Genomic DNA, 11,905 nt, shown 5'->3' with positions numbered 1-11,905 from the left:
GCCGTGCCTGGCTGGGACATGTGGCGAAGGATCAGCGTCGATCAGCCGAAGCGACCGGTGATGTAGTCCTCGGTCTGCCGCTGCGACGGCTGCGAGAAGATCACTTCGGTGCGGTCGTGCTCGATCAGGTCGCCCAGGTACATGAAGGCGGTGTAGTCGGAAACGCGCGCGGCCTGCTGCATGTTGTGGGTGACGATGACGATGGTGTACTCGTGCTTGAGCTCTTCCACCAGCTGCTCGATGCGGCTGGTCGAGATCGGATCCAGCGCCGAGGTCGGCTCGTCCAGCAGTAGCACCGACGGGCGCAGCGCCACGGCACGGGCGATGCACAGGCGCTGCTGCTGGCCACCGGAAAGGCCCAGCGCGCTCTGCCCCAGCTTGTCCTTCACTTCGTCCCACAGTGCACCCTGGCGCAGTGCCTGCTCGACGCGGTCGGCCATATCGGCCTTGCTCAGCTTCTCGTGGTGGCGGATGCCGTAGGCCACGTTCTCGAAGATGGTCATCGGGAACGGCACCGGCTTCTGGAACACCATGCCGACCTTGCTGCGCAGGCGGTTCATCGGGTACTTCGGCGACAGGATGTTCTCGCCGTCCAGCAGCACTTCACCGCGCGCTTCCAGCTTCGGGTACAGCGCGTAGATGCGGTTGAAGATGCGCAGCAGGGTCGATTTGCCGCAACCGGAAGGACCGATCAGCGCGGTCACGCGCTTTTCCGGAATTTCCAGGTTGATGCCCTTCAGGGCGTGGAACTTGTCGTAGTAGAAGTCCAGTCCACGCGCAGCCAGCTTCACCGGCGACGGCGTGTGCAGGCTCTCGTGCGAGGACGGCACGGCGATGCGCTGCATCGGCACGGCGTTGGAAAGGTCGTTCATGGCGTTGTCCACGGAAAGGTCAGTCATGGGAGATACGGTTGCGCAGCAGGATGCCGCGGGCGGCAAGGCTGACCAGCAGCACGAAGACAGTCAGCACCAGGGCACCGGCCCAGGCCAGTACCTGCCAGGATTCGTACGGGCTGCCGGCGAACTGGTTCATCACCACCGGCACCGAAGCCATCGGCTGGAAGATGTTGTTGTTCCAGTACTGGTTGCCGAAGGCGGTGAACAGCAGCGGAGCGGTCTCGCCGGAGATGCGGGCCAGCGCCAGCAGGATGCCGGTGATGATGCCGGCCGAGGCACTGCGGTACAGCACCTGCACGATCACCTTCCACTGCGGGATGCCCAGCGACAGGGCCGCTTCGCGCATCTGCGAGGGCACCAGGCGCAGCATCTCGTCGGTGGTGCGCACCACCACCGGCAGCACGATGAAGGCCAGCGACAGGGCGCCGGCGAACGCCGAGAAATTGCCGCCGGTCTGCATTACATACAGCGTGTAGACGAACAGGCCCAGCACGATGGACGGCGCCGACAGCAGGATGTCGTTGACGAAGCGGACCACGGTGCCGGCCTTGCGGGCGTTGCCATACTCGGCCAGCCAGGTGCCGGCCAGCACGCCCAGCGGGGTGCCGATGCCGATGGCCAGTGCACACATCACGGCACTGCCGAAGAAGGCGTTGGCGAGGCCGCCGTCCTGCATCGGCGGTGGCGTCATCTTGGTGAACAGATCCCAGTTGATGCCGGCCAGGCCCTTGGCAGCCAGGGTGAACAGGATCCAGCCCAGGAAAAACAGGCCGAACAGGGCGGTGGCGCAGGACGCAGTGATCGCAACGACGTTGCCGATGCGGCGGCGCAGGTACAGCGAATCAGCGGTGGTGGACATCAGTTGCCCTCCTTGCGGGACAGGCGCATCAGCATCAGGCGGGCGATGGCAAGCACCACGAAGGTGACGATGAAGAGGACGAAGCCGAGCAGCAGCAGGGCCGAACGGTAGGTTTCAGTGGCTTCGCCGAAATCATTGGCGATCAGCGCGGCGATGGTGGTGCCCGGTTCCAGCAGCGACGGCGACAGGCGCACGCTGTTGCCGATCACGAAGGCCACCGCCATCGTTTCGCCCAGCGCGCGGCCGAGGCCGAGGAAGATGCCGCCGATGACCGCCGAACGGGTGTAGGGCAGGACGATGTCCCAGCTCACTTCCCACTTGGTGGAGCCCAGCGCATAGGCCGATTCCTTCAGGCGGGTCGGCACGGTCAGGAACACTTCGCGCATCACCGAGGAGATGAACGGAATGACCATGATGGCCAGCACGAAACCGGCGGTGAGCATGCCGATGCCCAGCGGCGGGCCCTGGAACATCGGGCCGATCACCGGCCATTCGCCCAGGGTCTCGTTGAGGAACGGGGTGACGTACTCGGTCATCACCGGCACCAGCACGAACAGGCCCCACATGCCGTAGATGATCGAAGGGATGCCGGCCAGCAGTTCGATGGCGGTACCGACCGGGCCACGCAGCCAGCGCGGCGCGACTTCGGTGAGGAAGAAGGCGATGCCGAAGCTGACCGGCACGGCGATGACCATCGCGATGACGGCGGTGACCAGGGTGCCGTAGATCGGAGCCAGAGCGCCGAACTTGTTTTCGACCGGATTCCAGTCAGCGGAGAAGAAGAAGCTCAGGCCCTGCATCTGCAGGGCATGGCGACCGCCCCACAGCATCGACAGCGCGGCGCAGGCCAGGGCGATCAGGACGAAGATGACGGTGCCGACCAGCACCCATCGGAACAGTGTGTCGTTGCGGGCATCACGCGCATCACGCGTGGACGGGGCGGCTACAGGCTGGGCGATGGCATTCATGGGGACGGCTGGGCCAGGAAGGGGCGGGGCGGCACGGCGCGGAACAAGCGGTGCCCGCGCGGGGCGGGCACCGTCGTGTCCATCACTTCAGGTCGGTCGCCCAGTAGGCCTCGATCTGCTTGACCAGTTCGGCCGGCAGCGGCACGTAGTGCAGCTCGTTGGCCTGCGCCTGGCCGTTTTCGAAGGCCCACTTGAAGAAGGCCAGGGTGTCCTGGTTGCGCTTGGCATCCTTCGGCTTCTTCTGCATCAGCATGAAGTTGGTGGCGGTGATCGGCCACGCCTGCTCGCCCGGGGCATTGGTGATGACCAGGTTGAAGTCCTTGGCGCTGGCCCAGTCGGCGCTGGCGGCCGCGGCGGCGAAGGTCTCCGCGCTCGGCTCGACCCAGTTGCCGGCCGCGTTCTGCATGGCGGTGTACGGCATGCCGTTCTGCAGCGCGTAGGCCAGTTCGACGTAACCGATCGAGCCCTTGATCTGCTTCACGTAGGACGCGACGCCTTCATTGCCCTTGCCACCGACGCCGTCCGGCCACTGCACCGAGGTGCCTTCGCCGACCTTGCTCTTCCACTCCGGGCTGACCTTGGACAGGTAGTTGGAGAAGTTGAAGGTGGTGCCCGAACCGTCCGAACGGTGGACCAGGGTGATCTTGCCGTCTGGCAGCTTCACGCCCGGGTTGGCGGCGACGATGGCCGGGTCGTTCCAGGTCTTGACCTTGCCCAGGAAGATGTCGGCCAGCAGGGCGCCGCTCAGGCGCAGCTTGCCGGCTTCCAGGCCTTCGATGTTGACCACCGGCACCACGCCGCCGATGGCCGACGGGAACTGCGCCAGGCCGGCCTGGGCCAGCTCCTCGCTGCTCAGCGGCTTGTCGGACGAACCAAAGTCGACGGTGCCGGCCTTGATCTGGGCGATGCCGCCGCCGGAGCCGATCGACTGGTAGTTGATCTTGGCGCCGGTGCTGGCGTTGTAGTCAGCCGACCACTTGGAGACCAGCGGGAAGATGAAGGACGCGCCCGCGCCGGACACTTCGGCGGTCACCTTGGCACCGGCAGCGGCGGGGGCAGCGGCAGCGTCAGTGGCCGGCTGCTGCGCGGCCTGCTTGTCGCCACCGCAGGCCGACAGGCCCAGGGCGATGGCCAGGGAAAGGGCGGCAAGGCCGGCCGAGTGCAGTTTCATGGTCACTCCATAGCGGGGAAGAGCCGACGTGGTCGGCGGATGCGGCTATGAAATGATGTTTTTGTTACAGCCGTATTACGACCATGACAGAGGTGCCCTGGATCACGTTCTGACAAGGGTTTCACAGGATTGGCGCCGATCCGGCAGGTGCCCGGAAACCCCGGATCTGCGCACTGATATGACGGCCGGTGCAAGGTAGAGCCGAGCCCGCGCTCGGCTGTTCCCTGCCCTCGGTAGCTGCGGACCGTTGGTCCGCACGCTCCAGAGCGCAGCCGAGCGTGGCTCGGCTCTACAGAGTCAGGCGCATCCCCAAGAACAAGAAGAGCGCGAGATCTCGAGGATCTCGCGCCCGGGTGGGAGCGGCGGGGGAGAGAGGACCCGCCGCCCCCGTTCCTGCGGGGGAACGCGCTTACTTCAGATTCTGCGACCAGTAGGTCTCGATCTGGCGGACCAGGCTGTCCGGCAGCGGCACGTAGTCCAGCTGGCGGGCCTGGGCGTCGCCGTTCTTGTAGACCCAGCGGAAGAACTCCTGGGTCGCCTTGCCATTGGCAGCATTCTTCGGCGTCTTCTGCACCAGGATGAAGTTGGTGGCGGTGATCGGCCAGGACTCGGCGCCCGGCGCATTGGTCATCACCAGGTAGAAGTCGCGGGCGCTGGCCCAGTCGGCGCTGGCAGCGGCGGCAGCGAACGAGGTGTCGCTCGGCTGCACGAACTTGCCGGCGGCATTCTTCATCGCCGTGTAGGAGAGCTTGTTCTGCAGCGCGTAGGACAGTTCGACATAGCCGATGCCGCCCTTGATCTGCTTCACATAGGCGGCAACACCTTCGTTGCCCTTGCCGCCGATGCCGGCCGGCCACTGCACCGAGGTGCCTTCACCGACCGAGCTCTTCCACTCCGGGCTGACCTTGGACAGGTAGTTGACGAAGTTGAAGGTGGTGCCCGAGCCGTCCGAACGATGCACGACGGTGACCTTGGCGTTGGGCAGGGTCACGCCCGGGTTCAGCGCGGCGATGGCCGGGTCGTTCCAGGTCTTGATCTTGCCCAGGAAGATGTTGGCCAGCACCGCGCCGTCCAGCTTCAGCGCGCCCGGCGCGATGCCGGCCACGTTGACCACCGGCACCACGCCGCCGATCACCGACGGGAACTGCGCCAGGCCCGCAGCAGCCAGGTCTTCCGGCTTCAGCGGCGCGTCGGAGGAGCCGAAATCAACGGTCTTGGCCTTGATCTGGGCAATGCCGCCGCCGGAACCGATGGACTGGTAGTTGACCTTGTTGCCGGTTGCGGCGCTGTAGTCGGCCGACCACTTGGACATGACCGGGTAGATGAACGATGCGCCCGCGCCGGTGATGTCGGCGGCGTTGGCGGCGAACACGGACGATGCAGCCAGGATGGCGACAGCGGCGCGCGATTTGAAGGCGTGGATCACGGGGAGACTCCTGGGGTGGTGGTCGAAGGGCGGTTGCCCGACGTTTCGGTGCACATTCCATAACGGTTGCGTGACACGTCCGCGTCTGTCATATGACGCGGGCGTGACACGCGTCATGAGGGATGTCACGTCCGCTGCGCCGGCTGGGCAGCGCGGGTGCCGATGCAACGACGAAGGCACGGCCGGTGCCGTGCCTTCGCGGTTCAATGCAGGTGGCGGGACTTACCAGAAGAACTGCGCGCGGGCTTCCAGGATGTTGGGATCGTCGTTGACGAAACCGCGCGCCGTGGAGCTGTACTTCTTGCTGTCGACCATCACGTAGTTGAGCATCAGCTTGAAGTTGGAACGCAGGTACCAGTTCGCGCCCACGGTCCAGATGTCCATCTTGCCACCCAGCACGCCATCGACGATCAGCGGGCGACCGGCGACCGGATTGGCGGCGAGGTTGCCGTCATTGAGGTCCATGTGGTCGTAGCGCACGCCCAGCTGCCACTGGCCGCCGGCCGGGTTGTTCGGCAGGCCGGTGCCCGGAGTGCCGCCCTTGTAGCTCCAGGTCTCGCCGGTGACGTTCCACACGCCGCTGATGTAGTAGCCGTCGCTGGTGTAGTTGTCGTGGTCGTAGCGCTTGGCCTTGCTGGTGTAGTACTCGGCCTGGGCCTTGAACGGGCCCTGGAAGTACATGGCTTCGGCACCGATGGTGCTGACGCGGTCGGTGTCGGTCAGATTGCCGCTGTCGACCAGGCGGGCAGTGGCGAGGTCGGCATTGGGACGTGCACGCACACGCAGGGTGTCGGCGTCGGCGTCGTAATTGACGTAGCTCAGACCGAAGTGCAGGACCTGGCCCTTTTCATTGATCGGGGCCCAGGTGCCACGCGCGCCGTAGCCGCTGCCGTGGGCCAGGTTGCGGGTCAGCTCGCGGCCGAAGGCGCTGGCGGTCACCGACCAGTTGTCCTGGCCGTAGCTGTACGCGCCGCCCAGGCGGCGGGCGATGGCATAGGTATTGGTGACCGCTGCCTTGGAAATGAAATCGTTGTTCTTGGTGCTGGACAGTTCTTCCAGGCTGTTGGGCTGCTTGAACTGGCCCAGCTGCAGGAAGTGGTTGGCGTTGCCCAGCAGCTTGTACTTCACGTTGGTGTCGAGGAACTTGTCGGCCTTGGCGTCATAGCCGACCACCCACTCCACATTGCCCGGGCCCTTGCCCTTGAGCACCAGCTCGGCGCGACGCAGTTCGAATTCGCTGTTCTTGCCGTTGCCGGCGTCGCCACCGTTGAGGTCCACCACATCGTTGTGGAACCAGTTGCCGTCGGCCTGGACCAGGCCTTCGAAGGTGATTTCCGAACCGCCGATCACGTCGATGGCGACTTCGGCGTGTGCAGCCGGCACATACAGCGCAGCAGCCACGGCCACCGTCAGGAGTTGGTGATGCAGTTTCATGGAGAGGAGCCTTGCAGGCAGGTGGGAAGATGCGCGCAGGCTAGAAGGTAAAGATTGCGTAAATGTGACAGTTCACGCGCGGCAGACATCCACCGCAGGCCCCGTCACGGCAGGGCCTGCCATTGAAACCGTTTGCGTATGACGCCCGGATTGCGCCTTGGTTGCAGTCGATCCACGCCCTGCATGGATGCGGCCGTCACTCGGCCGGGGTCTTGTCCTTGAACCGGCACAGGTCGGCGATCACGCAGCCCGGGCAATCCGGCTTGCGCGCCTTGCACACGTAACGTCCGTGCAGGATCAGCCAGTGATGCGCGTCGAGCAGGAACTCGGCGGGGATCACCTTCACCAGCTTGTCTTCCACTTCGCGCACATTCTTTCCCGGGGCCAGGCCGGTACGGTTGGCGACGCGGAAGATGTGCGTGTCCACCGCCATTACCGGCTCGCCGAAGGCGGTGTTGAGCACCACGTTTGCGGTCTTGCGGCCCACGCCCGGCAGTGCTTCCAGCGCATCGCGATCGCGCGGCACTTCACCGCCATGCTTTTCCAGCAGGATCGCGCAGGTGGCGATCACGTTCTTCGCCTTGGCGTTGAACAGCCCGATGGTGGAGATGTACTGCTTCAGCCCGTCCTCACCGAGCGCAAGGATCTTTGCCGGGGTGTTGGCGACCGGGAACAATCGGCGCGTGGCCTTGTTGACGCCGACGTCGGTGGCCTGCGCCGACAGCGCCACCGCCACCAGCAGCTCGAACGGCGAGCTGTACTCCAGTTCGGTCTTCGGGTGCGGGTTGAGTTCGCGCAGGCGGGTGAACATCTCCACCACGTCGGCGCGCGGCATCGTGCCGCCACGCCGCGCCGGGGCGCGTGCGGTTTTCTTCGTGGTCGCCATTACTGCTCCTTGCCGCTGGCGCGGGCCTTGGCCCGGGCGAGGATGGCGGCTGCCGCGGCGGGCAGGGCGGGCTTCACGTCCGGCGCCGGGGCGGGCGTGCGCCGCGCGTCACGTTCGGCTTCGCGGCGGGCCAGGCGCACCGCTCGGGCGCGGTAGCGTTCGCGTGCAGCCCAGGCCGTGCGGAGCTGCTGCTGCGCCTGCTGCAGGCGTGAAGGAAGTTCCGGGTGGCCGGGCAACAGCTGTTCGTCGCCGGCACGGACGACGTAGTCCATCAGCCCCGCCTGCAGGGCGCCATCAAGATCGTCTGCCTGGACCCGGGCGAACAACTGCGCGGGATTGGGTCGGGAAGCCATGGCGTCAGCGGTTCTGGAACGCCGGCGGGCGGCGCTGCAGGAAGGCGCTGGTGCCTTCGCGCATGTCCTCGGTGGCGAACAGCAGGCCGAACTGCGCGCTTTCGTACTCCAGCCCGGCGTCCAGGCTGCATTCGCCGCCCACGTGCACCGCATCGAGCAGGCCACGCAGGGCCAGCGGGGCCGAGCGTGCCAGCTGGCGGGCAATGTCCTGCACGCGATTGTCCAGCGCGTCGGCGGGCACCACTTCGTTGACGATGCCCAGTTCCAGCGCACGCGCGGCGGTGATCGGCGCCCCCAGCAGGCACAGCTCCAGGGTGGTGGCGCGGCCGCACAGGCGCAGCAGGCGCTGGCTGCCGCCGAAGCCGGGGATCAGGCCGAGGTTGATTTCCGGTTGGCCGACCTTGGCGGTATCTGCGGCGATGCGCAGATGGCAGGCCATCGCCAGTTCCAGTCCACCGCCCAGTGCGAAACCATTCACGCGTGCGATGACCGGCTTCGGCATCCGTTCAATCTGGCGCATCAGGGCCTGGCCCAGCAGCGAGAAATCACGTCCCTGAACGGCGCTGAGAGTGTTCATTTCCGCGATGTCGGCACCGGCCACGAACGCCTTGGGGCCCGCCCCGGTCAATACCACGACGCGCACCTCCGGATCGGCGGCGGCGTCCCTGAAGGCATCGGCCAGGGCCTGCAGGGTCGCGGCGTTGAGGGCATTGAGCTTGTCCGGGCGCTGGACGATCACGGTGCGGATGGCGCCGTCGTCGGAGACAGCGATCAGGGCATCGGCCACGGGGAAAAACTCCTGAAACGTTAAAAAAAAGTGATATTGAACTCTGCAAACGCAGGCGGGTCATAGCCTGCATCGTGAGTAGCGGTTACACGTTGCGCCCGTTATCCTAACCCGTCGCCTCAGGGCGGCGCAGAACGTCCCTGAGTTACCACCCCTGGAGAACTGTTTGATGAAGTTGCGTTCTATCGCGGTCGCCGTCGCGGCCCTGGCCCTGACGGGCAATGCCTTCGCCCAGGACGTCTCGTCCGAAAAGGGCAAGCTGAGCTACTACTTCGGTTACGACTACGGCAACAACCTGGCGGAGCTGACCGGTCGTGGTGAGCAGCTGGACATCAACTCGGTGGTGAAGGGCCTGCAGGATGCCTACGCCAAGAAGCAGCCGGCGATCACCGCCGAGCAGCTGAAGCCGGCCGTTGAAGCGTTCCAGAAGCGCGAGCAGGGCCGTGCCCAGGCTGCCAAGGCCGAGTACGAGAAGGCTGCTGCCGAAAACAAGACCAAGAGCGATCAGTTCATCGCGGCGAACAAGGCCAAGGCCGGCGTGCAGTCGCTGCCGAGCGGCGTCCAGTACCGCGTGATCGAAGCCGGCAAGGGTGCCAAGCCGACCCAGGCCAGCACCGTGCAGCTGGAAGTGGCCGGTCCGTTCCCGTACGGCCAGCGCCCGACCGAAGCCCGCCCGGCCCAGCAGATCCCGTCGATCAAGGTCAGCGATGTCGAAATGAAGGCCATGCGCGAGACCCTGCTGCAGATGCCGGCAGGCTCGAAGTGGGAAGTCACCCTGCCGCCGGACCAGGCCTACGGTGCCGATCCGCGCACCCCGTTCCCGCCGAACGTGGCTGTGCAGTTCGAGATCAAGCTGGTCAGCGTCAAGTAAATCGAAACAGCAAACGAAACGCGCCGGTGATCCCACCGGCGCGTTTCTGTTTGTGCAACCCCTGGCGGTGAAACGCCTGCGCTGCGCGCGAGCGTCGACTGACAGTCGACTCTTCCGTTGGGCCGGGCCACCCGCGCAAATTCAGCCCGATCGCGCTACTGTTGCCGGGTGCAAACAATGGAAGAAACGGCGCGTGTTGTCGCAAGTCCCTGCATCGGAGTGTGCACGCTGGATCCGCACCGGCAATGCACCGGCTGCGCGCGGCATCTCGAAGAAATCGCGCGGTGGTCGTCAATGAACAACGAGGAACGCAGCCGCATCCTGCACCGCGTGCAACCGTTGCGTGCACAATTGCAGCAATCGCTACGCGGATCGCTGGCCGACCTCGAGCGCTTGGTGCGCGCGTTGCATCCTTTGGCCGAACCGCCGGCCGGCGACGGCTGGAACCGCAGCGAGCTGATCGACCTGCTGCCACCGGGGCCGCCTGTGGAGGCGGCGGTGCTGGCCGGCATCGTGCCGCGCGCCAATGGCGCACAGGTGATCCTCACCCGTCGCACCGAAACCCTGCGTACACATGGCGGCCAGGTCGGATTCCCCGGTGGCCGCACCGAACCCGATGACCGCGACGCGCTGGCGGCCGCGCTGCGCGAGAGCCAGGAAGAAATCGCATTGGCGCCCGGCCAGGTGCAGGCGCTGGGGTATCTCGATCCCTTCGTCACCATCACCGGCTACCGGGTCACGCCGGTGGTGGCGGTGGTCGATCCGGAGTTCGTGCCGGTGCCGCAGCCCAGCGAAGTGGCCGAAGTGTTCGAGGTGCCGCTGGACTACCTGATGGCCCCTGACAGCCTGCGCCAGGTCGAAATCAATCATCGCGGCCGCATCCGCCACGTTCTTGAGTATGGCTGGCCCGGTCAGCGCATCTGGGGGGCGACCGCGGCCATCCTCTACAACCTGCGTCGCCGCCTGGAGCAAGTGCAATGAACCCGATCAAGCAGCCGTGGACCACCCTGGTCGATGTCGACACCCTGGCCGCTGCACTGGGCGAAGGCGTACGCGTGGTCGACGCGCGTGCCACCGCCAGTACCGCCGTGCGCGTGGTCGATGCGCGTGCTTCGCTGGCCGACCCGCAGGCTGCGGGCGGCCAGTACCTGGCAGGACACATACCGACTGCGGTGCATGCCGATCTCAACCGTGATCTGTCCGATCTCAGCCGCGTCGGCCATGGTCGCCATCCATTGCCCGACAGCGATGCTTTTGCCGCGAAACTGGGGCAGTGGGGCATCGGCCTCGACACCCAGGTGGTGGTCTACGATGGCAGCGACGGCAGCATGGCCGCCTCGCGCCTGTGGTGGCTGCTGCGCCTGATCGGGCACACCAAGGTGGCTGTGCTCGATGGTGGTATCGCCGCGTGGCAGGCCGCAGGGCATCCTTTGGCGACGGGGCAGGGTGAAGTGACAGCGCTGCCTGCCTACCCGGGCCGCTTCGACACCACCCAGGTCGCCAGCGCCGATGAAATCACCGCGCGCCTGAAACATGCACCGGGCTGGTTGGTCGACGCACGCGCAGGTGAACGCTTCCGCGGCGAAGTGGAGCCGCTGGACCCGGTCGCTGGCCACGTACCCGGCGCGGTCAACCGCCCGTTCGCCCTGAACGTGTTCGACGGCCGCCTGCGCGATGCACAGGAACTGCGCGCCGAACTGCAGGGCGTGATCGGCAACCGCGATCCGCAGCAGGTGGTGCTGATGTGCGGCTCCGGAGTGACCGCCTGCCACCTGCTGCTGGCGATGGAAAGCGCAGGACTGAGCGGTGCGCGCATCTATGCCGATTCCTGGAGCGGCTGGGTGAGCGACAGCAGCCGCCCGGTGGCGACCGGCGCCTGAGCGATCCGAGCGGAAAGCAGTCGAGCGCGGAGCCTCTCCAGAGCCGAGCGGCCGGCTCCACGCGCATGGCGATGCCTTCAAATCATCGGCGCCCGCAGGTCATGGAGCGCGGCTCGACTCTACAAAGGCACCCTCCGATCGATCCGACTCCGTGCCGACCAACGGTCGGCACCCACCAACAGCGGCAGAAATCTGTCGAAGGCGGGGTGGGTCCGGTTGCGGGTGTCCGCGGCATGGATGCCGCGGCCAAGCCCCCAGGGGTGAGGGCGCTTTGCTTGCGAAGCACTGCTTCGCGAGCGCCCGAACGCACAGCCGCCAGCGGCTGGGCCGGCCTGGGGATTTACGGCGTCCCCCGCAACCGGGCCCACCCTGCC

12 protein-coding genes are annotated in these 11,905 nt (G+C 66.2%); 3 read left to right on the top strand and 9 right to left on the bottom strand.

What is annotated here, in order from left to right; translation table 11 throughout:
• Positions 1-41: 41 nt before the first annotated feature.
• From pstB to G370_RS0101855, 9 genes are all read right to left on the bottom strand, one after another.
• Complete coding sequence (gene pstB / locus G370_RS0101895; RefSeq protein WP_005408788.1) at positions 42-872, bottom strand: phosphate ABC transporter ATP-binding protein PstB; 831 nt, start codon at positions 870-872, stop codon at positions 42-44.
• A 19-nt stretch (positions 873-891) separates the two neighbouring features.
• Positions 892-1,755: a phosphate ABC transporter permease PstA gene (pstA, locus tag G370_RS0101890; protein WP_005415894.1), complete on the bottom strand. Its 864-nt coding sequence runs from the start codon at positions 1,753-1,755 to the stop codon at positions 892-894.
• Positions 1,755-2,723, bottom strand: a complete 969-nt coding sequence (gene pstC, locus G370_RS0101885) for a phosphate ABC transporter permease subunit PstC (protein ID WP_019659079.1) — start codon at positions 2,721-2,723, stop codon at positions 1,755-1,757. The genes pstA and pstC overlap by 1 nt, the downstream gene beginning before the upstream one ends.
• A gap of 82 nt (positions 2,724-2,805) precedes the next feature.
• Complete coding sequence (gene pstS / locus G370_RS0101880) at positions 2,806-3,894, bottom strand: phosphate ABC transporter substrate-binding protein PstS (RefSeq protein ID WP_019659078.1); 1,089 nt, start codon at positions 3,892-3,894, stop codon at positions 2,806-2,808.
• A gap of 409 nt (positions 3,895-4,303) precedes the next feature.
• Entirely contained in the window at positions 4,304-5,320 is a 1,017-nt protein-coding gene (gene pstS, locus G370_RS0101875) for a phosphate ABC transporter substrate-binding protein PstS (protein ID WP_019659077.1), read from the bottom strand.
• Between the two features lie 222 nt (positions 5,321-5,542).
• Positions 5,543-6,754, bottom strand: coding sequence for an OprO/OprP family phosphate-selective porin (locus G370_RS0101870; RefSeq protein WP_019659076.1), 1,212 nt, complete (start codon positions 6,752-6,754; stop codon positions 5,543-5,545).
• 196 nt (positions 6,755-6,950) lie between these two features.
• Positions 6,951-7,640: an endonuclease III gene (gene nth, locus G370_RS0101865; protein ID WP_019659075.1), complete on the bottom strand. Its 690-nt coding sequence runs from the start codon at positions 7,638-7,640 to the stop codon at positions 6,951-6,953.
• Positions 7,640-7,993 carry a hypothetical protein gene (locus tag G370_RS0101860; RefSeq protein WP_019659074.1) on the bottom strand — a complete coding sequence of 118 codons (354 nt, stop codon included), beginning with the start codon at positions 7,991-7,993 and terminating at the stop codon, positions 7,640-7,642. The genes nth and G370_RS0101860 overlap by 1 nt, the downstream gene beginning before the upstream one ends.
• A gap of 4 nt (positions 7,994-7,997) precedes the next feature.
• On the bottom strand, positions 7,998-8,780 hold the full coding sequence (locus G370_RS0101855) for an enoyl-CoA hydratase/isomerase family protein (protein WP_019659073.1): 783 nt from the start codon (positions 8,778-8,780) through the stop codon (positions 7,998-8,000).
• A gap of 169 nt (positions 8,781-8,949) precedes the next feature.
• Between G370_RS0101855 and G370_RS0101850 the strand changes: the two genes are divergently transcribed.
• The 3 genes from G370_RS0101850 to G370_RS0101840 all read left to right on the top strand — a co-directional run bounded on the left by G370_RS0101850 (position 8,950) and on the right by G370_RS0101840 (position 11,531).
• The gene (locus G370_RS0101850; protein WP_019659072.1) at positions 8,950-9,651 is read left to right on the top strand and encodes an FKBP-type peptidyl-prolyl cis-trans isomerase N-terminal domain-containing protein; all 702 of its coding nucleotides are present in this window, start codon (positions 8,950-8,952) and stop codon (positions 9,649-9,651) included.
• Positions 9,652-9,828: 177 nt separating this feature from the next.
• The gene (locus G370_RS0101845; RefSeq protein WP_026346919.1) at positions 9,829-10,632 is read left to right on the top strand and encodes a CoA pyrophosphatase; all 804 of its coding nucleotides are present in this window, start codon (positions 9,829-9,831) and stop codon (positions 10,630-10,632) included.
• Positions 10,629-11,531, top strand: a complete 903-nt coding sequence (locus G370_RS0101840; RefSeq protein WP_019659070.1) for a sulfurtransferase — start codon at positions 10,629-10,631, stop codon at positions 11,529-11,531. Before G370_RS0101845 ends, G370_RS0101840 begins: the two co-directional genes overlap by 4 nt.
• Positions 11,532-11,905: the final 374 nt, after the last annotated feature.

This window comes from Stenotrophomonas hibiscicola ATCC 19867 (assembly GCF_000382065.1).
GTDB lineage: Bacteria > Pseudomonadota > Gammaproteobacteria > Xanthomonadales > Xanthomonadaceae > Stenotrophomonas > Stenotrophomonas hibiscicola.
Note: the sequence above shows the minus strand (reverse complement) of the source record. Positions and strands in the feature narration are given on the sequence as shown.

Coding starts and splice junctions, on each gene's coding strand:
- nth (WP_019659075.1), bottom strand. CDS start 7,640: ATGGCGACCACGAAGAAAACCGCACGCGCCCCGGCGCGGCGTGGCGGC.
- G370_RS0101870 (WP_019659076.1), bottom strand. CDS start 6,754: ATGAAACTGCATCACCAACTCCTGACGGTGGCCGTGGCTGCTGCGCTG.
- pstC (WP_019659079.1), bottom strand. CDS start 2,723: ATGAATGCCATCGCCCAGCCTGTAGCCGCCCCGTCCACGCGTGATGCG.
- pstB (WP_005408788.1), bottom strand. CDS start 872: ATGAACGACCTTTCCAACGCCGTGCCGATGCAGCGCATCGCCGTGCCG.
- G370_RS0101845 (WP_026346919.1), top strand. CDS start 9,829: ATGGAAGAAACGGCGCGTGTTGTCGCAAGTCCCTGCATCGGAGTGTGC.
- pstS (WP_019659078.1), bottom strand. CDS start 3,894: ATGAAACTGCACTCGGCCGGCCTTGCCGCCCTTTCCCTGGCCATCGCC.
- G370_RS0101850 (WP_019659072.1), top strand. CDS start 8,950: ATGAAGTTGCGTTCTATCGCGGTCGCCGTCGCGGCCCTGGCCCTGACG.
- G370_RS0101840 (WP_019659070.1), top strand. CDS start 10,629: ATGAACCCGATCAAGCAGCCGTGGACCACCCTGGTCGATGTCGACACC.
- pstA (WP_005415894.1), bottom strand. CDS start 1,755: ATGTCCACCACCGCTGATTCGCTGTACCTGCGCCGCCGCATCGGCAAC.
- G370_RS0101860 (WP_019659074.1), bottom strand. CDS start 7,993: ATGGCTTCCCGACCCAATCCCGCGCAGTTGTTCGCCCGGGTCCAGGCA.